This is a genomic window from Kordia sp. (assembly GCF_045105435.1).
Classification (GTDB): Bacteria; Bacteroidota; Bacteroidia; order Flavobacteriales; family Flavobacteriaceae; genus Kordia.
Genome location: NZ_JBGCDL010000077.1, coordinates 1 through 22,013, shown reverse-complemented (window position 1 = coordinate 22,013; position 22,013 = coordinate 1). Strand labels below are relative to the sequence as shown.

Genomic DNA, 22,013 nt, shown 5'->3' with positions numbered 1-22,013 from the left:
ACTTGAAGAAACAGGTGTGTACCGAATTGAAAACGGAAATCTTTATTCAACACCAAAAGATAAGTTAGAAATTGGCGTTGAAATAAAAAATTTAGCTAAGGATACTTTACAATTTGTAATGAGTCGAGCTGGACAAAAAGAGATCGTAACGCTACTACGTAAGAAATAAAAAAATAAGCCAATTTTTAAGATTGATAGTAAAGCTAGTAAGTAGTGTTCGTTAATAAGATAAATGTTTAAAACATGTATGTTGACCCGCTAGAAATTGAAAGAGAAATTAATAATATAAATACACATTATCGACCAAGAAATTAATTTTTGATACATTTCCTAGTTGAATATGACAACTAAAAATCGCCTCATTGTATTTAATGAGGCGATTTTATTTTTAGTCTAAATTTTACAAAGTAAATTCCTGATTGTAGTTCTTTTAAATTAAAACTTACTTAGTTTACTACACTAAATCATTTTGTTATAATTTGATTTTTAGATTTAATTTTTGATTATTTTTTTAGTGTATACTTCTCCATCAATATATATTTTCACAAAATAAACTCCTGGTTTTGCCCTAGAAATATTAAGGCTTGTAGGTTTTTCTCCATAAACCGAGCTCTTAACGATCATATTTCCAGAGAAATCGAATACCTCCAAAGAACTTTCTTTTTCATTATTTAGCATCGCAACTGTAAATTCACCTTGAGTTGGGTTTGGTGTAATGATCATTTTTCTTTTTACGTTACAGTCATACCAAAACAGCATATATTCAGCATCCCAGTCTGGCCCTACAGCAAATTGTATCATGTAAAATGTTTGATTATCAAATACCAAGTTAAAAGGAGACTGTGTTAACTCTATGTTGTTTGGTGCTTGTCCTTGCGTCCATCCTTGATAAATAGGATTTGGAGTTACTGTTGGATCATTACTCCAAGAAACAGGATCAAATGCAGCTACTGAAATATAATATGCATCTTCACAAGTGCTCAGAGAACCATCAAGTGTAACTCTTTCACATAGGGCTGGAATTTCCATTGGGCCATATGGCGTGTGAGGTACATTGTAATAGTTAGTTACATTTGATAAACTGGCTACTGCTTGAGATCCGGTAATTTCACAACAGTAATCTTCTTTATAGTCGTAATGGATAAAATGATGGCATTCTTCTCCATTTGGGAACGTGAAGATAATTCCGAAAGAATATACACCTTCTTCAGTTGGCTGAAATGTACTGCTATTTGAATTGGGTAGAGTTTGAGAGCCAAAATCCCAGAACATCGTATTTATAGTGATGTTGTTTGGTATGTTTTGTACTTCTAATTTTCCTGTTTCACAATTCATAATAATTTCTAAATCTTCTGGGCAGCAATATATTTCAGTGGTATCTGAAACAGGTTCACAACCGTCTACAGATATGGTTACAGTAATTTCACCTTGTGCAATAGTCATCATTAATGTTTCGCCTCCTACTTGTACTACTTGATTATTATGATACCAAGTTATTGTATAATCAGGATTGTCAAAACCTTGGTTTAGTATGTTGATATTACTGATTGGAACTTGCTCACAATCTATAACTCCTAAATCTGGCTGTGGAAGACCTTCTATTATTTTAATTGTATGTCTGGCTGTACATCCATTTTCATCAGTAACTATTAATGTATGTATTCCTAACTGAGATGGCGTAAAACACATTTCTTCTCCTTCTAATACAGATGTTGGAAAAGGATTGTATTGTGTACTATACCATTGATAATTATAGGTAGAACCACTAGGAGCTATTGGTCCGCATATTTCCTCAAAAGTGCCATCACACACAGATATAGTACTTGGAAGATTAATAACAATATCGTTATTAATACAACAATCTTGAAAAAAGGTACTGTAATCTGCACCATCTACTTGATCTGGTAACGTTTTAATATTATAAGATCCATCTGTAACACCAGCTTGTACACTGAGGTAGTTTGGATTAAATGAAGGCGTATTGGTATTGACTCCTAAAATCTGCCCTAATTCATTATTGTTTGAGATAGCATAAATATTTAGATCAAAACCTAATTCTAACTGAGAATGACTATAATCGGAAGTGACAGTGCTAAATGTAGTATTGCTTCCAGAAACTAACTCTAATTGATAGATGTCATTATCATCTGAATAATATAAATAATCACCATTTACAGAAAATTCAGTTCCAGGTATAAAACTACTTATAATCCCGTATTCAGACACTCCATTTCCTTGATTTCCTGAAAAAATGTCTAAATTTCCATTACTATTTAAGTGAATTATTTTAAGACCATTGTTCGTATTAATTGCCAGTTTGTCTTCTTGATGCGATAAATCTAGTTCTCCTTGAGCTGTCAGAATATCGGAGTATATATTATTTTGAAAGGCAATTCCATTAGAAGATATTTCAAATTTTGAAATATTTGAGCTCGTTGTTACATAAAGATTCCTTTTATTATTGTTCTCTTTAGCTATAGCAATATTACAACGTTCTCCTGTTGCATTAGGTGTTAATTCTTGGATATTTACTATAGAACCCGATCCATTTGTTGATAAGTCAACGGTAGCATAAAAAGCGTGGATAGGAGGAAAACAGCAAGGACAATTTGGATTTGGACCAGAAACATACGCATTGAATACTATATAATATTCACATGGAGATTCAGGCACAGGAACTATTTCCACTTCATTCCCTTTATTTACACAAGCTGCATTTTGAGGTGTTATGTATCCTATTAACCCAGAAGGACTATAAACTGCATAATTACTCACGTAAAGCACTGCATCTCCATTTTGATCGTAAATAGCATTCGTTACTGATTCAGGATCTGTATTATTACCAAAAGTGTTAGGCACAGTTTGATTGTTTGTAACATCTACAGTTTGATTATTTAAGAACCAGTATTCCTGTTGTTGTGAAAAACAGAATTTTACAGCTATTAATAAGATGATTATCGTTAATTTTTTTTTCATAATTTATATATGATTAAATACTAATTTTTGTGTCATTTACTCTTTTATCAACTTTTTAGTGTACATGGTATTTCCATTTATCACTTTAACTAAGTATAAACCACTACTTAAATCACTAATATCAAATTGAGCGGTTTGTTTTGTCATTTTAAAAGATTTCATTCTGCGTCCTTCCAAAGTGTACACTTCTACATCATAATTGGGTTTATTTTCATCAAAAGAGTCAAGATATAGCGTTGTTAAACCATTTGTAGTATTGGGATAGAGTCGTATATCTCCTTTTTTAATTTCTAAATCATCACTACGTTTTATATCATACGTAACCACTTTTCTTTCTTTTGGCGTTACATACTTATTTTTAAAAACGTTAGTACATCCTTCAATGTATGCTTTAAATTTTGCGCCAGCATCAGCTTTAAAACCATTTGTTAACTCAACAGTGCGTCCTGCATGATAGATAGCCACTCCGTTTGCTGCAATAGTATTATTGGCTTCAATTTTTATATTAGCATTATGCAAATCAATTTCATTTGCATTTACAGTTGTGGAGATTAAAAGGTTTTCTGGGCACTCCTTTCTTTTGATTCCTGTAATAATTAAAGAATAATCCTGATGGCCATTTTGTAAAGATCCTTTATGGGAAATTTGCACAGTATATTCTTTACCAATCATTGATGGCGGTAAGTAAAATTGAATTTTTTCAACATTATCTACTCTGTTATCTCCCATAGTTGCTGCTCCATGGAGATTAAAAAGCCCGCCTAATTTCCATGGATAATAGGTCGTAGTACCATCGGTAATTCGTATATCAAGATCGTTTACCAACATAGGCGTCATATCATCTGCTACATTACCAGAAATAGGAACTCCTTCAGGATCAGTCCAAGCCAAAGTTGCTTCAATATATGCTCCCCAAGAATTGTCATCTGGTAGTATGCGTATTATATCTGTAGCTCCATTTTCTAAAGTATTTTCCTTAATAAAATATTTATCTTGATTATTAGAAATAATTATTGCTGCTGTTCTTGCATTCATCAATCCCCATCCAAATTTATAATCCGGTCCTGGGTCATCTCCAGCTTCATTAGCAGAATGAATAATCAATGCTCTTAAAGTTGCCGATTTCATAAAAGTGTTATACGTATTCATATAATGTTGTTGTAACAATAATAACGTACCAGTAACACTTGGCGCAGCCATAGAAGTACCATTTTTAAAATTATAAGCGTCATCTCCTTCTGCAGATGATGACTTTACGTTAAGTCCTTGTGCAGCTATATCGGGTTTAATTCTTCCATCATCTGTTGCACCCCAACTACTAAAATCAGTCATACTAACAGAATCTGAGTTATTATATTCAGATACTTCTTTTGTTGCAGCTACAACTAAAACGTTTTTAGAAACACTTTCTTCTTTTAGTAAGTCATACCCTCCTTTATTGAGAGTTTGGGGATGAAAGCCATAGTCTGAATCCTCATTTCTATCATTTCCTGCCGATTTTACAATTTGATAAAATGGAGCGTTATACATAATTTCATCCCATTTTGCAGAACTACTAGTATATTTTCCAAAACGATAATTAGCAATAGGCGTACCGTTACCAAAAAAAGAAACCTGACCATAAGAATGATTGGATAATAGTAATCCATTAGATGCAGCATCGGCCATTTCTCCGTTGTCACCATTCCAATCATAAGCATGAACATTTCCTTTAAAGGCCATTCCTCTTACGCTTCCATTTTCAAACTGATCTGATGCAATTACAGTACCTGTTACATGTGTTGCATGATCATACCCGTTAGTCAACATCGTAGGCTCCACTGCGCCATCCATTTGTATTGCTCTATTTTCAAACGATTCGTGAGTTTCTCTTATGGCACCACCATCCCACACACCAGCTGTCATACCTTCTCCATGTACTGAAAGCCCTAAACCTCCACCAGAATATAGTTTATTTGCTCGTGTTGTAATACCTGCTTCTCTATTGGTTGTAGTGTAATAAAGTGGTGTTTCAGCATCAAGCATTCCTTGTAAATGCAATGTCTTGCCGCTAGGTAATACCACTTTTTCTGGCCATCCCATTTCCAAAGCTCTTCTTTTGTCTGAACGATATTGATTTTCAAATTCCGTACTTAATGTCTTGAGATATTCAACATTGGTTTGTTGTTTTATAATTTCAATTTCATCAGGAGTCTGACCAAAGGTTGTAGCGAAAGAACAAATACAGACAGCACTAATAACATGTTTTATAATTTGTTTCATAGTTTTAAAGTTATTGCTTGTTCTTTGTAGAGGTTTCAATTAAGCTTCTAAGTTGTTTAATTTCTTTCTGCTGTTGAATAACATATAGTGTAAGTTCTTCTATTTTTTCTAATAGTTTGGCATCCATTTTTGCTACATTAATTCCAGTTTGAGTCACCTCTTCTGCACTAGGAACATTTGGTAAATGTCCTTTTTCATTGATGTGTTTTTCAACTTCATTTAGTGGCAATAAATTATAATCATCCTTAAAAACATAATCTGCCCAATCATCAGTAGATCTTAGTGCTACAGTTAATTTCTCAGTTAAGATTCCTGTTCCTACGTATAAGTTATAATCTCCTGAAAAAGTAGCTCTTGGAAAATTATTTGGATTATTTGGGTCAAGTCCCATACTGATTTTCCCATCATCAGCCAAGAACATAAAATAGTTTCCAAAACCACCTGCATTATTTCCATTTGTACTTCCATCAGGTTTCCAAAAGTTAAGTCCTGAAATACCTCCAGACACATATTCAATTCCCCATTGTCCATTTGGTGCATTGTTTTCCGTACCTCCAAAAAGAAGCATTGGCCCTCCAAAAGAATTGTTTCCTGTAATATGGATTCTACCATCATGAACCTGTAATTTACTTCTAGGATTTTCAATTCCAACTCCAACTCTTCCTTGATGATTTAGGATTAATTGTGTATTGTAAATAGGACCAGGTAGATTTCCACTAATATCACGTCTAATTTCAAAAATACTTTCATTAGTGTTATCATTTGCGCCATCTGTTAATACGGCGTTTGGAACTGTTATTCTAACACCAGCTTCTTTCGTGTGAAAGTTGCCTCCTAAATTTATATCTAGTTTTCCTGCAGGTGTGGAAGTTCCAATACCAACATCTCCGCTAGAAGGAAGTGCATTGGTTTGCGAATAGGTAAAGTTTGCTAAAATTAAACATACGACTAAAAGTAATTCGTTTTTTGTTTTCATAAGAATAATGGTTTTAATATTAAAAATGGTGTGTTATATTTTAAAGGATCTCTAATTGTATATGTACATTTTTAAAATAGAGAGACAGAAAGCGAACCGAAGTTCGCTTTTAAGAGTATTGATGTTCGCTAAAAAACTAGCATCCAACTATTGTAACAGGGACGCACTCTGCTGATTTTGGTACTTGACAGATACGTGGGTTTCTACTATCGCAACACTCAGTATTAACAATCCATGTGAATTTTCCTCCTTAAATAGTTGTCACTTCTAGGCTTGAAATTGACTTCTTGTTTAGTTTCAAACTTTTTAAATTTTGTTTTTTCATAATTTGTGGTTTTAATTAAAATGTTACTGTTAATGTGATATCGTTATATTTTCGTTTGTGTACGTTGATCATTTTCTTCTTCTTCATCATAGTTTCCATAAAAGAAGTACAATATTGCGCCTCCAAGTATGAGAAGAATTCTAATTACCCAACCCATTGCGTTTCCCCATACGTCAACCCATGCAAGTAATCGTATGTTGTAATTAAAAATTGATAGCATGATAGACATGATGCCTAAAGCCGCAAGTAAGAGACCTGCTGAACCTAGTTTTGATTTGATGTTTTCCATTGTACTTATCCTATTTATTGAAATAAAAGTAGGATGTATTCACTTATGAAAAAATAGCGAATCTATTTCTGAGTGTGTTGAAGGAAAAAGCGATGCGTTTGCGTAAATAAACGTTTTGAAGAAAAAGTAAAGAAGTGTCTGTTATGACTTGTTTCTGTTGAAAAAACGAGTTAAGAAGTTATCTTTTTTACGGGATGAAACAGGTATTTTTTTTCCATTTTTTAAATGAATGGTTCCCGATTTATCATATTTTTCAATGAATTTTAGATTGACGATAAATGATTGGTGCGGTCTTGTGAATGAGTTTTGTATTAATTGCGCTTCAAACTCTTTTATCGATTTTGAAGCCAAGTGCTTTTTGCCATCGTTCAAGTAAAAAGTAGTGTATCCTTTGTCCGATTCGCAATACATTAAATCTTTTAAATCAATTACTTGAAAAGAGTCTTGAAGTGATAGTATTAAAGTTTCATCCGTATGGTTTAATACTTTTTTTACCGTTTTTATTTGCTCCTTTTGCGTTACTACAGAGAGCTTGCTTACTTTGTCTAAAGCTTTTTTGAGTTCGTCAACGTCAACAGGTTTTAGAAGATAATCAACCGCGCCAATTTTTAATGCTTGTAATGCAAATTCTTCATAAGCAGTAATAAATATGACTTTGAAGTTTAGTTGTTCTGTTGCATCTAAAAAGTCAAAACCTGTTCCATCGGTGAGGTTAATGTCTAAAAAAATTAAATCGGGTTTGCAAGCATTTGCAACAATAACGGCTTCCCTTACCGATTCGCATTCGCCTATCACCGTTACTTCGTTTGTTATGGAAGCTAGTAAATGAAGGAGTGCTTTTCTAATATGTTCTTTGTCTTCTACGATTAAAGCTTTCATGGTAACGAATCAATTTTATACGGAATTACTAAAGTAACCAATGTTCCTTGTTCTCCAAGTATTTTTCTGTTTTTTACAGTTACAGCACCTTCCATTTTAAAACTTTTAGAGAGAATTTTTAAACGTTCGGAAGTAATGGCTGTTGCCAATGATTTTTTATTTTTTTGAGTTCGTAGTTCATTCATGTTTACGCCAATTCCATTGTCCGTAATTGTACATTTTAGTCTTTTATTCGTAAAAGTAAGATCAATCGTAATTTCTTTGACTTCTTTTTGAGTTGGAAACGCATGTTCAATAGCATTTTCTATAAAAGGTTGAATGAGCATTGGCGGAATTTTCATTGTAGTTGTATCAATTTCTGACGCGACCGTAAGTGTAAATTTGAAAGGCGGATTTACATCTAAATTTTGCAATGCCATATAACTATCAATCGCAGCTAATTCATCGGAAAGTGAAACCGATTTGTGCCGTGAGTTTTCTAAAATCGTTCGTAATAGTTTTGAGAATTTTGACAGATAGGAAACCGCTATTTTTTCTTCTTTGTTTAAAATCATTCCTTGCAAGACAGATAGCGAATTAAATATAAAATGCGGCGTCATTTGTGAACGTAATAGTTTTTGTTCGATCACTACATTTTGAGCTTGCGTTTTTACATTTTTCAATTTCATAAAAAAGATAATAGCGCCCATTATTAAGGCAATTGCTAAAAAGGCTATGATTCCGAAAAGTAAGTTTCGTTGCGATTTTTCTAAATCTAATGAGGTAGATTCTACTGTTTTTGCAAGTTTCAATTCTTTTATTTTTGCGGAATCTAGTTCTTGTTTGTATTTGTATTCAAATTCTATTGCAGTAATTTTTTGAATGTTTTCTTTATTAAAAAGACTGTCGTTTAACTTTTTAAATTGTTGATGACTTTCAAATGCCTTTTTGTATTGCCCGTTTGCTTTGTATATTTTTGAAAGTACTTCGTGTGCATCTTTTTGATTTTGTAAAATATTGAGCTTTTCAGAAATTTCAAGACTTTTTAAGATGTTATTTAATGCCTTATTGTATTTTTTTTGTGACAGGTATACTTTTGCCAATCCAAAATATGAAGAACCTAACGATGATTGGTACTTATTTTTAAGACTTATCTTTTTTGTCTCTTCAAAGTATTGTAAAGAAACAAGGTCATTTTTAAGTAATAAATGAATAACTCCTAGTTTATCTAAACAGGAAACAATTTGAAGTTGTGCATTTATTTCTCTGCTAAGATTTAGCGTTTCTTCTAAAATTTTAATAGCTGCTTCATACTTTTTTTGTTCAATATAAATACTCGCTATATTCAATTTTACAACTACTATGTATTTTTTTCTCTTATGCTTTGCTTCTACAACAAGTACTCTATTATAAAACTCAAGTGCTTTGTCAAAGTTTTCTTGTTGTTTGTATATGAGTCCAATATTATTTAATGATGTTGAAATGCTTATTGATTCCTTCATTTGCTCAGCAAGAGACAATGATTTATTATGGTAGTTTAATGATACGTGGTAGTTGCCTTGTTGAAAATAAATATTAGCAATGCTATTAAAACAGCTTATCATTGCTCGTGTATTCTGTTTTTCTGTAAAAATTTTTAAGGCATTTTCATAATTTACTAATGCTTCTTTATATTTTCCTAAAATTGTATATGCATTCCCTATGTTCAGAAGATATGTAGGAATATTTTTTTTAATTCCAAGAGTTTCGTCAATCTGCTGTGCCTTTTTATAACTAGCCAACGCCTTTTCACTTTCTCCTTGGTGGTAATAAACAGCGCCCATTACTATTAAAGAAAAAGGAATTTCTTCTTTTAAATTTATGGCATTAAAAATTTTTATAGAAGCTTCTAAATGTTTTATAGAATTGTCATAATTTGATTGAATCATTTCTGCAATTCCTCTAACATACAAGCTTCTAGCCTTTCCCTTTTTAAAATCAATAATGTTGGTAATTGCATCCGATTTCTCCAAATATTCAATCGCTTTTGAATAGTCGTTTCGATAGCTATAAATTGCCAGTTTATTGAGAATATTTACTCTTGTAGTATCTTTTTCTGTATGATTTTTTAATACGATTTCTAAACTATCAATCACTTTTTTTTGCGCATGTATCGTTGTTGTAAAAAGGATACAACTACATGTAAGAAGTAAATATTTATAAATATAATTCATAGCGTGTTGTTACTTATTTTTTTCTGGCAAACTTATTCTTAGCGGTTCTATTTCTTCTAATAAATAAGGAATTTCTATGCTTACCAATGTTCCTTGTGCGCCCAATTCTTTTCTGTTTTTTACAGTTATAAAACCTTCCTTTTTAAAACTTTTAGAGAGTATTTTTAAACGTTCGGAAGTAATAGCTGTTGCTAGTGATTTTTTGTTTTTTTGAGTTTTTACTTCGTCCATATTTATGCCAATTCCATTGTCCGTAATTGTACATTTTAGTCTTTTATTCGTAAAAGTAAGATCTATCGTAATTTCTTTGGCTTCTTTTTGAGTTGGAAACGCATGTTCTATAGCATTTTCTACAAAAGGTTGAATGAGCATTGGCGCAATTTTCATTGCTGTTGTATCAATTTCTGGTGCAACTGTAAGTGTGAATTTGAAAGGCGGATTTACATCTAAATTCTGCAATCCCATATAACTATCAATCGCAGCCAATTCATCGGAAAGTGAAACTGATTTGTATCGTGAGTTTTCTAAGATTTTCCGTAAGAGTTTTGAGAATTTTGACAGATAAGAAACAGCTGCTTTTTCTTCTTTATTCAAAATCATTCCTTGCAATACTGATAGCGAATTAAATATAAAATGAGGTGTCATTTGCGAACGCAAGAGTTTTTGTTCAATCACTACATTTTGAGCTTTCGTTTTTACATTTCTTAATTTCATAAAAAAGATAATAGCTGCCATTACTAGCGCCGTTGCTAAAAAGATAATGACGCCGATAAGTAAGTTTCGTTGCGATTTTTCTAAATCTAATGACGTAACTTCTACTGTTTTGGCAAGTTCTAATTCTTTAATTTTTGCAGCATCTAGTTCTTGTTTGTATTTGTATTCGTATTCTACTGCGGTAATTTTTTGAATATTTTCTTTATTGAAAATACTGTCGTTCAACTTTTTATAAAGCTTATGTTGTTTTAACGATTTTTCGTATTTACCTGTAGCTTCATAAATTTCGGACAATAATCGACTCGCTTTTTTTTGATCGGGAAGTAACTGCAAATCATCCGCTATTTTTTTTCCTTCTTTTACATGGTACAAGGCTTTTGTATAATTTTTTAACACATTATATACTTCTGCAACATATATGTGACAAGAGCTAGTATAATGTTTCCTTCCATTAGATATACTTAAATTTAGTGCTAATTTATAGTTATCCAAAGCTAATTTGGGCTGCTCTAATGTAAAATGTAGCACTCCTATATTGTCATAGTTTGTAATTTGCCCTTCTATATTATTGATTTCTTTATTGATGCTTAAAGCCTCCGTAAAATGCTGTAATGCTTTTTTATATTCTTTTGATTCTCTATATACATCTCCAATACTATTTAATGTGGTGGCGATGCCATATTTATATTTAAGTTCTTTGTATAGTTGTAATGCTTCGTTGAAATTTATGTATGCTTCCTTGTACTTTCCTGTTTCCGCATAAAGGATACCCATATTCTGGACCGTTGAAGCTATTCTTCGTTTATTATTGTTTTTTCGGTATTCGACTAAAGCGCCATTGAAATATTTTAAAGCTTCCGCATAGTTTCCTTGTATAGTTAATACGACCGCTAAAAGTCCTAGCGTTTTTGCAATCTCTTGGTTATCTCCTAGTTTTTCATAAATTTCAATTGATTGTTTATAGTAAGCAACGGCATCATCAAAATCGCCTCTTTTATAGAATGTAATTCCAATATTAGTCAACATCAAACCTTGATATTCAAAGTCATTATTGTTTTTCGCAATAGTTAGACTTTTCTTGAAGTACGCTAAGGATTCATCAGGTTTATTTTTAGTACCCGAAATCATTCCTAATGTATTGTAAACAGCGATAATATCTTTGTAGTTATCTGTTTTTTTGAACAATTCGAGCGCTTCGAGAGCTTTGTCTTCAGCTTCTTTATATTCAGCTTTTACAATGTGTATTTTACTCAATATCAAAATGCTTTTCGCAACACCTTTGGTATATTTTATTTTTATTGCTAAACGATTGGCTTCTTGCGCTTTTTTTTCTGATTTGTCAATAGCTACACTTTTATATCTTAAAGCCAATTTATTTAGTAAATCTACTTTTATTGAATCATTTTCTTTATGAATTTCTAATACGTTTTCTAAGCTGTCAATTACTTTGTTTTGGGCATTGACACTGACTATAGTGCATATAAGACACAAAAAAAAGAGTGTACATTTAGTAATAAAATTCATAGGCCGTAATTTATAGGTTTTTGAGGAAGTAAGATTGTACATGCTAAATATATTGATTTTTAGAAGAAAATAAGTCTTCAAAATTATAACTGATATTACTTTTTATCATAACACATGTACAAATAATATTATTGTGAAAGTATTGATTCGTTTTACTCATTTGAGTTGCAGAAGAAATAGCTTTTTTAGGTTGTTGTTTAGGTATTTTGATAAATATATATAATACCGTTCTGTTAGAAAATAAACAATTTATTTTAGCGCATCTTCAAGACATAAGTGTCGTGTTTTAATTGATAAGCGTTTTTGTATGGAAAAGAATACGGTACTGTTACAAGTAATGTTTAGTGATGTATACAAAAAAGAGGCTGTCTTAAAAGTTCTAAAAGCCGTCATTCTGGACTTGATCCAGTATCTCATAAAACTGATTATCAATTGTTATGAGAAACCGAATCAAGTTCGGTTTGACGAAATTGCGACTTTTCAGATAGCCTCTTCTCTAACATATTAAATTATGTATCAAAAATTAGCACCTTTTATAATACCTGAGAGTAAACTCACAAATTTGACTTAATACAGAATCACAAAAAATGGAAATTATCAGATAAGTTTGTTTTATTTCTGATGCTGAAAATTTTCTTTAATCATAAATATGGAAAGTGCTTTATTTAGCTAATTTTGAAATGATTGAAAATTCAAAAAAGTATCTATCGTATTCGATTAAGCAGTTTATGAAACCCTAGAATACAACTTTTTTTAAGTTCTTCTTCTTCTTTATATTCCTTGGAGATTTTAATAAATTCTATTGGTAATTTCGTTCTATCGCCATCAACAGTTGTGTGTATAGTATTGGTCGATAAAATGATAACTCCATCAACACTACCATCGTAAATTTTTTGCAAATATTCTTTTTCTTTACTATTCTTTTCAAAAGATTGAAACAGTAATATTCTATATTCAAGCTTACTGGCTATTTTTTCAATATTATGTAAAAAGCAACTATAAAAAGCATCGTTAATTTGCGGAATTATAACCGCAATTGTTTGGGTTTTCCTTTTTCGTAAACCTATAGCGTACGTGTTTGGAACATAATTATGTTCGTTTGCTATTTGTTGTATGACTTCTCTTGTTTTTAAGCTAATATCAAATTTATTATTTAATGCTTTTGAAACAGTAGAGATCGAAAAACCCGAAAGTTGCGATAATTCTTTTAATGTAATTACAGAAGATTGCGAAAGATTCATACGTTCAATTCTTTTATAATCTGAAGTGCATTTTGTGTTGTTGTTTTAATTTTTTCCAGATCAAATTCTCCGTTTTCTTCCTTTTTAATGAGTTTTGAGCCCATTCCAACACATGTAGCACCAGCGTTAAACCAGCCTTCTAAGTTTTCTCTTGTTGGAGCCACACCACCTGTTGGCATAATGCTTGTCCAAGGTTGTGGTCCTTTTATGGCTTTGATAAAGTTTGGTCCATAAATTCCACCCGGGAATAATTTTACAATTTCGCAACCTAATTCTTCCGCTTTTGCGATTTCGGTTAACGATCCGCAACCTGGCGACCATAATACTTTGCGTCTGTTACAAACGATGGCAATGTCTTCTCGCAATACGGGCGTTACGATAAAATTCGCGCCAAGCGACATGTACAAAGAAGCTGCTGCTGCATCGGTAACTGAGCCAACTCCCATGATCATTCCTGGGAGTTCTGCAATGGCATACTTTGTCAATTCGCCAAAAACTTCATGTGCAAAATCGCCACGTGCTGTAAACTCTAGTAAACGAGCGCCGCCATCATAGCAGGCTTTGAGTACTTTTTTACTTACTTCTATATTGTCATTAAAAAATAGCGGAACCAATCCTGTTTCCTTCATTACATGTGCTACTTCGAGTCTTGAATATTGTGCCATTAAATAATTTATTTTTTATTCCCGTGAAAACGGAATTATTTTAATATTGAATTGAAAATTAAACAGATTAGTATACGTATTATTTGTAACGATTAACCTGTTATCGTGCAACTCTTCCTGAAGCATCTCCGCCCATTAATTTTTCTACTTCTGCAATAGTTGATAGGTTTGCGTCTCCTTTGATTGTATGCTTTAAGCAAGATGCTGCTACTGCAAAATCTAAGGCATTTTGATCGTCTTCTGGGTATTTTAGCAATCCGTAAATTAATCCGCCCATAAACGAATCTCCACCACCAACTCTGTCTACGATATCTGTAATTTGATATTGACGCGTTTCGTACATTTTTGTTCCATCATATAAAACACCTGCCCACGTATTGTGAGAAGCTGATATGGAACCTCTTAATGTCGTTATTACTTTTTGTGCTCTTGGGAATTTTTCCATCATTTGTTTACAAACAGATAAGAATGCTTCTGCTTTTACATCGTGTCCGTGTTTGTGTACATCTAATCCTTCTGGGTGAATACCGAAGTGTTTTTCTGCGTCTTCTTCATTTCCTAAAATGATGTCACAGTACGAAGTGAGTTCTGTCATAATTGCTTCACGATCTCCGCCATATTTCCAAAGTTTTGCTCTGTAATTTAAGTCTGTAGAGATTGTAATTCCTTTGGCGCTCGCTGCTTTTACAGCTTCTAAACAAGCATCTGCAGCTCCTTGTGATATTGCGGGTGTAATTCCTGTCCAATGAAACCATTTTACACCATCAAAAACAGTATCCCAATCAATCATTCCTGATTTTACTTCAGCAATGGCAGAATGTGCTCTGTCATATACAACTTTACTTCCTCTACTTACGGCTCCAGTTTCTAAAAAATAGATTCCTAAACGATCGCCTCCCCAAACAATTTTGTTTACGCCAACGCCACGTTTTCGCATTTCCATCATGGCGCAATGTCCAATATCATTATCAGGCAAACGTGTTACAAAATCAACATCAACTCCATAGTTAGCTAGCGAAACTGCTACGTTAGATTCTCCTCCGCCATATACAACGTCGAAGCTATTTGTTTGTGAAAATCTTAAAAATCCAGGAGGTGCTAAACGAAGCATAATTTCTCCAAAAGTAACTACTTTACTCATTTTTATAGTGTCTTAAAATTATTAGAATATCTATTTTGCTTAAACGTTTAACCAAATCCTTAAAAATAAATCAAAACGTGTTTGTTTTGATTATTTACGATAAAAAACTACTTTTGCTTAATCGTTTAAGCAAATATATAAAAACTAAGTGAAAAAAAAAAGAACTACGATAAAAGACATTGCTACTGTTTTGAATATTTCTCCTGCGGCGGTATCAAAGGCACTTCATAACGATTCCAGAATTAGTGTAAAAACCAAAGCTGCGGTAAAGCGTGTTGCTGCGGAATTAAATTATCAGCCCAATCATTTAGCAAGCGCATTACGAAAAGGAAAAAGCAATTTAGTTGGCGTGATTGTCCCAAGAACGAGTAGTAACTTTTTTTCGTCTGTTATTCAGAATATAGAAGAAGTCTTAAATAAGGAAGGTTATAATATTATTATTACACAATCAAACGAATCGTTTCAGAAAGAATGTAGCAATATTGACACGTTACTTTTTACGCAAGTGGATGGAATTATAGCTTCTATGGCGAATGAAACTGTGGATTTGTCGTATTATGAAAAGATAAAATCGAAAGGAATTCCATTGATATTGTTTGATAGAGGTGAGAATGATTTGAACGTTGATTATATCGGAATTAACGATTACGATAGTAGTTTTATGATTGTTGAACATCTTATTTCAAAAGGATGCAAACGTATAGCGCATATTGGCGGTTTTAGACATACGCGTATTTTTAATAATAGAATTAGAGGTTATATTGATGCTATTCACAAATATAATTTGCCACACGAAGATGATTTATTGATTGAAAGTAGCTTGACATTGGAAGATGGAAAGTTAAAAATGCAAGAGTTACTAGCGTTAGAGAATCCGCCTGACGCTGTATATATTGCGGGAGATTATGCTGCTTTGGGCGCATTGCAATTGTTGAAAGAAAAAAATATTAGTGTCCCTAATGATATTTGTATGGTTGGTTTTGGAAACGAACCTTTTACGTCACTTGTAACACCGACAATTACCAGTATTAATCAACATAGTGCGCAAATTGGTCAGTTGGCTGCCCAAACTTTTTTGGAACGTGTGAAGATGGAAACTGTAACACAAACGCTGAATAAAATTATTTTAGATGCAGCGTTGATTGCACGTGATTCTTCTCGAAAGTAAGGAACTATCTTAAGGGTTCAATTGATAGAAAATTGTAAGAGTATATCAAAAAAGGATCCGATTAAATTGTCTAATCGAATCCTTTTTATCGCTAATTTACAAAATAGATACTTGTATTAGTATGCGTATGTTTTTAGTTTAATTGATTACAAAAGACTTAAAAATAGCATCTGGTGTTTTAGATCCATCACCTGAATCATTGTATACACCTGCTTTGAAATAGAAATCATCCTTTACACCATTGTCAAACCATTTGCTATTAATTACTTTTTTGATGTTAGAATTATTTGTAGTGTAGGTTGCTGTTTTTGTAACCGAACCAGTGGTTACGGTAAATTTAACGCGATTGTTGCCTATTTCTACTTTCATGTCTAAATCTGCTCCTGCTGTATAGCTTTGTAATGTAGTTTCATAAGTAGAACCTTGATTTTTAACATAGGTAGTTGTAATATAACATCTTATTTTTCCATTTTTAATCTCTGCGCGCAATAAAGGTCTTCCTGCATCTCCTCTGTTATGAACCTGCGCAATGGTAACTCCGTCAGATGGATAATCGCTAAAACTTGCTTTGTACGTCATTGTTCTCGTTGTGTTTAAAGAAGCTTCTTGCCCTGGCTTTTGTTTCCATTCTGTTCTTCTACCACTTTGCTTACAACTTGTTAATTTATAAGATCCATCACTATTGAGTTGATATTTTCCTATGAAGTAACTATCATTTGAACCTCCATTTGTATTATTAGTATCTGTCGCATTTTTAGAAACAGTGCTTGTACTGCCTGAGCAACTTTTAGTAGTCTCAATTTGTATATTAGTAAAGTTAAATGTACCTACAGAACTAGTGCTTCCGCCATTATTGATCACTTGAAATTTTTCATAGGCTCCAATTGCTGTTCTATTTGCGATCATATCCTTTGTACCATTTTCCGAACAAACATATTTATTATTATTTGCTCTGAGTGCAATCAATTCATTGCCACTTGCAGAACCAAGTTCTACAACTTCAAATTTTTCCCAAGCACCAATTGCTGTTCTATTTGCTCTCATATCCTTAGTACCATTTTCCGATGAAACATATTTGTTGTTGCTTGCTTTCAGTGCTATAAGATCATTCCCGTTTTTAGAACCTACATTGACTACAGTAAATTTTTCCCAATCGCCAATCGAAGTTCTGTTGGCAATCATATCTTTTGTACCATCTTCCGAAGAAACATATTTGTTATTGTTTGCCTTTAACGATATTATTTGTCCGTTTGAAACTTTTGCAATTAATTCTGGATCTTTCTCAGCTTGAATTTCTTCATCTAAAATAACATCAGTTGTACAACTTACCGTGAAAGCAATAAAGAAAAGCATAGCTACCCCAAAATATGAGCTCATTTTTTGTTTTGTTTTGTTTTTCATTTTGTTTTGGTTAAAGTTAATTATTGGTTTGTGATTTTGGTAAACCACTTTGGTTTACCAATCTGGTTTATCAAATATATAGAAAAAATTAAGGTTTATTATCAACTTGAGAATTTTTATATTAAAGAACTGAGAATTTCACAATAAAACATGATTACTATACAATATTTAACAATGATATTAAAGATCCATCAAACCTAAAAAACGCTTTATTTACTGACTTTTTGAGCTAATTACAGAGCAGGATTATCTATTTGAGGGAAGTTTATATTGAAGATTTAGAAAGTGATTTCTTCTAAAGAATACGAAGTGGAAGATTTCTTTTAAACTCTGAAGATAGATCGTATAAAGGAAAAAAACACTTTTAAATACTGTATTAATTGCTTGATTATTCCAAAAAAAAATAAGCGCTATTGCTAAAAAACAATAACGCTTATTCATTTTGAAAATAAAATTTATCCTTTGTACTAGATTCCTAAAGCTTGTCCACCACCAATTTGGATAGTTTCTGCTGTTATGAATGAAGCATCTTTGCTTGCTAGGAACGAAATAACACCTGCAACATCATCTGGTTGTCCCAATCGTCCTAACATAATATTGTTTGCCCAAGAAGCAAAAACTTCTGGCTTTGTTGATTTTATTTGTGCGTGAAATGGCGTATCAATTGTACCTGGTGATACTGCGTTAGATCGAATACCGTATTCAGCTAAATCTTTTGCCAATGCTCTTGTAATGGCGTGCACACCTGCTTTTGAGGTTCCGTAGATTCCTGCTCCTGGTCCACCAGCTGTCCATCCTGCATTTGATGTATAGTTAATAATTGAAGGATGTGCTCCTTTTTTAAGATATGGTATTGCGGCTCTTGAAGCAAAGAATACAGAATCAAGGTTTAATGCCATTACGTTTCTATAAAACTCGGTAGTCATTTCTTCAAAACGAGATCTTCCACCCAATCCACCAGCGTTATTTACGAGCACATCTATTTTACCATATTTTTCACCTATTTTGGTGATGTTTTCTGCTACTTGATCTTCTTTAGTAACATCAAAACCGTAATATTCGGCAGTAATTCCTGCGTCTGTTAATTCTTTTAATTTTTCTGCTCCGGCTTCGTCGTTTATTCCGTTTAGTATAACAGTATATCCGTCTTCACCTAATCTTTTTGCTACTGCATAACCGATTCCACCTGTAGCACCAGTAACTATTGCAATTTTTCCTTTATTACTCATGTTATATTTTTATTTTATTTTTTATCAATTATTTTAATTTGTTTCCTTTACTTTTTCTACTTTAGGAATTAATACCCAAACAGCGAATAATGCTGCAGCTGTAAGTCCTGCTCCTACATAAAATGCTGGCGCGTAATTTTCTCCTTCTGTCAGCCAAGGGACTAATATTGTAAATCCAAATACAGCTAATTTAGCAGCCATTCCAGCAAATCCTGACAATGTTCCTACAGATTTTTTGCTAAACATATCACTTGGTAAGGTTTGTACATTTCCAATTGATGTTTGAAAACCGAATAAGATGATAGCCATTATGATTACTGCTGCTGTTGGCGAATTCATGTTAGCTCCTAAGAAACCAAATATCGAATTAAATACAGAAGCAAAGGCAGCTGGATCGATTAGTAAGAAGAAGGAAGGAAACATTATTAAGCATCCAAGAGTTATGACCCTTTTTCGCGTTTTGTTTATACTCCATCCAACTTTGATTCTATTTTGTGCTAAAAGACCTCCAAACCATGCACCTAACATTGCACCTAAATAAGGAACCCAACCGTAAATACCTATCGTTTTAACATCCATTCCATAAACACCATTGAGATAAATTGGTATCCATGCAACAAATAACCACCATATAGGATCAATTGCAGCAGAAGCTAGTATAACTCCCCAACTTTCTTTGTGTTTAAATAACTGACCTGTAGTTGGATTGTATTCAGATACATCTCCTGACTCATCTTTTGTGATTTGCCCACTTAGTATGTATTTTTTTTCTTCTTCAGAAATATTTGGATGGTATTCTGGTGGTGCTTTTACGATAAATAGCCAAGGTAGCAACCATAATAAACCAATAATACCAACGATGACAAATATCATTTGCCAACTAAAATGTACAGTCATAAAGGCAATTAAAGGAATGGCTACAATGCCTCCAATAGCTGCGCCTGAGTTGAACAAGCCTTGCGCAAATGCTCTTTCTTTTGCAGGAAACCATTCAGCATTTCCTTTTGCGGCTCCTGGCCAGTTACCCGCTTCTGCTAAACCTAGAATGGATCTGAAAATAGCAAAAGTCCATGCGCCAGCAGCAAAAGCATGTAAAGCAGTTGCTACAGACCATACGCCAATGGAGATTGCGAATCCAATTCTTGTTCCTATCCAATCAAATATTTTTCCGAAAAGTGCTTGACCTCCGGCATAGAAAAAGACAAAACTACTTGTTATCCAAGCATATATTTTTTTTCTACCATCTGCATCCATGTCAGGAAACATAGATTCAGCAATATCTGGCCATAAGACTCCTAAAGCTTGTCTGTCTATGTAATTTATAACAGCAGCCAAAGCTATTAATCCTACAACCCACCATCGTAAACCTTTTATTTTCATATTTGGTATGTGTAAACTATACAAGTACTTGTAATGACAAGTATGTATGTTGATTGTTAGAGCAGTTTTGCTCTTTGTTTTTGGCGTAATTGTACAGTGAAGAAATGTTGTTACGTTTCTATCTATAAAATTACTTCCCTCCTATTTTTTTGTCAATTTTGAAGTCGTGCATTTTCAAAACTGTCAGTGACTTTTTTTAAACATTATAGCAGTATTGATATAATATTTTAAAGTGTTCTTTCATTTTTTGTTTCGCCAATTGCGGTTTTTGATCTTTTATTGCATCAAAAATTTCTTGGTGTTCTCTAATACCTGATTGTGCTAAATTTTTGTCACACACATGGTATTTTTCAAAATTGGTAATGATTTCTGGTGTAATGATGAGCATGAATGTATTCATAGTACTGTTTCCACAAGCTTTAGCAATAGCTAGATGAAATAGTAAATCTTCTTGTACAGCATCTTCTCCGTTGAGTACTTTTTTAGTATAAGCATCCAACGCTTGTTTCATTTTTAGAAGGTCTTCGTCTGTTCTTCGTAAGGCAGCTAAACGCGCTGTTTTTAATTCTAGTAAAATTCTAGTTTCTACGAGAGATTTAAAGTCAGGTTCTTCTAAACGCAAGATATCTTCAATCATTCCGTTCATTGCTGTAACTCCTATGTTTGCTACAAAAGTTCCACTTTGCGGAATTGAATTTAGCAAGCCATAAAATTCCAATTTTTGAATTGCTTCTCGCACATTGCTACGTGTAACTTCAAACTTTTCAGAGAGCATACGCTCGGATGGAAGTTTATCTCCTGGTTCTAGATTTTTCAAATTGATCAAATCTCGAATTTTCGAGATAATATTTTTCTGAATGTCTTCTGTTTCTGTTTTTGTTACTATATCTAATTTCATACGTTAGCGACTGTAATTGGTTAACCAGATTTGTATGTTTAAATTTAAAAAATTAATAAAGAATACACGTTAACATTTTAAGAAATCTTTAGTTGAATTTTACTGATCCATTTCAGACCAGTAAAATCCAGCAAAAAGCTTCAATCCAAATTAAATTAACTTCTTTATTAATGTGTTACTTCTAGCGTATAATACCGAACTTTTGCATACGAACCTTCGTCACGTGATTGAAAGTAATTCCCTGCTTTGAAATAATTTTCAAAGATTCCCCACTTTTTCATGTGAATGTTTTCATAGGTTTTGAATTCGTTATTGTTTAGCACTATTGTCATTTTTCCTTCACTGACTCTGACTTCTAATCGAAATTTTTTGAAGCCAACTTTTTGTTTAAATGTAAATCCTTCATCATTTCCCCAAGCATCTTCATGGAGCAATTCTTCATCAGAAGCATTTCGATTTTTTAGAATTTTTGTTTTGACACGAATTTTACCATCTTTCCAATATATTTTTAATATTGGTGGTGCATTGTTGTCTTTTTGTCCTATTAAATCGCGCTGCGCATTTGTAAGTCGCCCGTGAATTTGCATGATTATGACTTTGTGATATTTTCCGTTTTTGTCACGAGAAACCTCATCAATGGCCAATTTACCTTTCATTTTACCGCCTTGCTTAAATGTCCAATTTACATTGTTGTTACCAGGTTCCATTTGTTCACGCAATTCTGAACGTGAGTATTTGGTATTAGCGGTAGTC

The 22,013-nt window shown here is 32.8% G+C and carries 16 protein-coding genes; 1 reads left to right on the top strand and 15 read right to left on the bottom strand.

Annotated elements, in window-relative coordinates; translation table 11 throughout:
- Positions 1-492: 492 nt before the first annotated feature.
- From AB8B65_RS03665 to AB8B65_RS03620, 10 genes are all read right to left on the bottom strand, one after another.
- The gene (locus tag AB8B65_RS03665; protein ID WP_405299503.1) at positions 493-2,976 is read right to left on the bottom strand and encodes a T9SS type A sorting domain-containing protein; all 2,484 of its coding nucleotides are present in this window, start codon (positions 2,974-2,976) and stop codon (positions 493-495) included.
- Between the two features lie 36 nt (positions 2,977-3,012).
- Complete coding sequence (locus AB8B65_RS03660; protein WP_405299502.1) at positions 3,013-5,238, bottom strand: S8 family serine peptidase; 2,226 nt, start codon at positions 5,236-5,238, stop codon at positions 3,013-3,015.
- Positions 5,239-5,248: 10 nt separating this feature from the next.
- Positions 5,249-6,214 carry a hypothetical protein gene (locus AB8B65_RS03655; RefSeq protein WP_405299501.1) on the bottom strand — a complete coding sequence of 322 codons (966 nt, stop codon included), beginning with the start codon at positions 6,212-6,214 and terminating at the stop codon, positions 5,249-5,251.
- A 368-nt stretch (positions 6,215-6,582) separates the two neighbouring features.
- Positions 6,583-6,828: a hypothetical protein gene (locus AB8B65_RS03650; protein WP_405299500.1), complete on the bottom strand. Its 246-nt coding sequence runs from the start codon at positions 6,826-6,828 to the stop codon at positions 6,583-6,585.
- 141 nt (positions 6,829-6,969) lie between these two features.
- On the bottom strand, positions 6,970-7,707 hold the full coding sequence (locus AB8B65_RS03645) for a LytR/AlgR family response regulator transcription factor (protein WP_405299499.1): 738 nt from the start codon (positions 7,705-7,707) through the stop codon (positions 6,970-6,972).
- The gene (locus tag AB8B65_RS03640; protein WP_405299498.1) at positions 7,704-9,899 is read right to left on the bottom strand and encodes a tetratricopeptide repeat protein; all 2,196 of its coding nucleotides are present in this window, start codon (positions 9,897-9,899) and stop codon (positions 7,704-7,706) included. The genes AB8B65_RS03645 and AB8B65_RS03640 overlap by 4 nt, the downstream gene beginning before the upstream one ends.
- A 9-nt stretch (positions 9,900-9,908) precedes the next feature.
- On the bottom strand, positions 9,909-12,137 hold the full coding sequence (locus tag AB8B65_RS03635; RefSeq protein WP_405299497.1) for a tetratricopeptide repeat protein: 2,229 nt from the start codon (positions 12,135-12,137) through the stop codon (positions 9,909-9,911).
- A 704-nt stretch (positions 12,138-12,841) separates the two neighbouring features.
- Positions 12,842-13,378 (bottom strand): LacI family DNA-binding transcriptional regulator, encoded by a 537-nt coding sequence (locus AB8B65_RS03630; protein ID WP_405299496.1) that lies wholly within the window; start codon positions 13,376-13,378, stop codon positions 12,842-12,844.
- Positions 13,375-14,043 (bottom strand): bifunctional 4-hydroxy-2-oxoglutarate aldolase/2-dehydro-3-deoxy-phosphogluconate aldolase, encoded by a 669-nt coding sequence (locus tag AB8B65_RS03625; RefSeq protein WP_405299495.1) that lies wholly within the window; start codon positions 14,041-14,043, stop codon positions 13,375-13,377. Before AB8B65_RS03625 ends, AB8B65_RS03630 begins: the two co-directional genes overlap by 4 nt.
- A 100-nt stretch (positions 14,044-14,143) precedes the next feature.
- Entirely contained in the window at positions 14,144-15,184 is a 1,041-nt protein-coding gene (locus tag AB8B65_RS03620) for a PfkB family carbohydrate kinase (RefSeq protein ID WP_405299494.1), read from the bottom strand.
- A gap of 148 nt (positions 15,185-15,332) precedes the next feature.
- On the opposite strand from AB8B65_RS03620, the gene AB8B65_RS03615 reads away from it, so the two are divergent.
- On the top strand, positions 15,333-16,352 hold the full coding sequence (locus AB8B65_RS03615) for a LacI family DNA-binding transcriptional regulator (RefSeq protein WP_405299493.1): 1,020 nt from the start codon (positions 15,333-15,335) through the stop codon (positions 16,350-16,352).
- 138 nt (positions 16,353-16,490) lie between these two features.
- Here AB8B65_RS03615 and AB8B65_RS03610 read toward each other — a convergent pair whose 3' ends face one another.
- The 5 genes from AB8B65_RS03610 to AB8B65_RS03590 all read right to left on the bottom strand — a co-directional run.
- Complete coding sequence (locus AB8B65_RS03610; RefSeq protein WP_405299492.1) at positions 16,491-17,729, bottom strand: polysaccharide lyase family 7 protein; 1,239 nt, start codon at positions 17,727-17,729, stop codon at positions 16,491-16,493.
- Between the two features lie 491 nt (positions 17,730-18,220).
- Positions 18,221-18,982 carry an SDR family NAD(P)-dependent oxidoreductase gene (locus AB8B65_RS03605; protein ID WP_405299491.1) on the bottom strand — a complete coding sequence of 254 codons (762 nt, stop codon included), beginning with the start codon at positions 18,980-18,982 and terminating at the stop codon, positions 18,221-18,223.
- 33 nt (positions 18,983-19,015) lie between these two features.
- On the bottom strand, positions 19,016-20,362 hold the full coding sequence (locus AB8B65_RS03600) for an MFS transporter (RefSeq protein ID WP_405299490.1): 1,347 nt from the start codon (positions 20,360-20,362) through the stop codon (positions 19,016-19,018).
- Positions 20,363-20,558: 196 nt separating this feature from the next.
- Positions 20,559-21,260, bottom strand: a complete 702-nt coding sequence (locus AB8B65_RS03595; RefSeq protein WP_405299489.1) for a FadR/GntR family transcriptional regulator — start codon at positions 21,258-21,260, stop codon at positions 20,559-20,561.
- A 167-nt stretch (positions 21,261-21,427) separates the two neighbouring features.
- Positions 21,428-22,013, bottom strand: a 586-nt coding sequence (locus tag AB8B65_RS03590) for a polysaccharide lyase family 7 protein (protein ID WP_405299488.1), incomplete at its 5' end; no start/stop codon positions are given.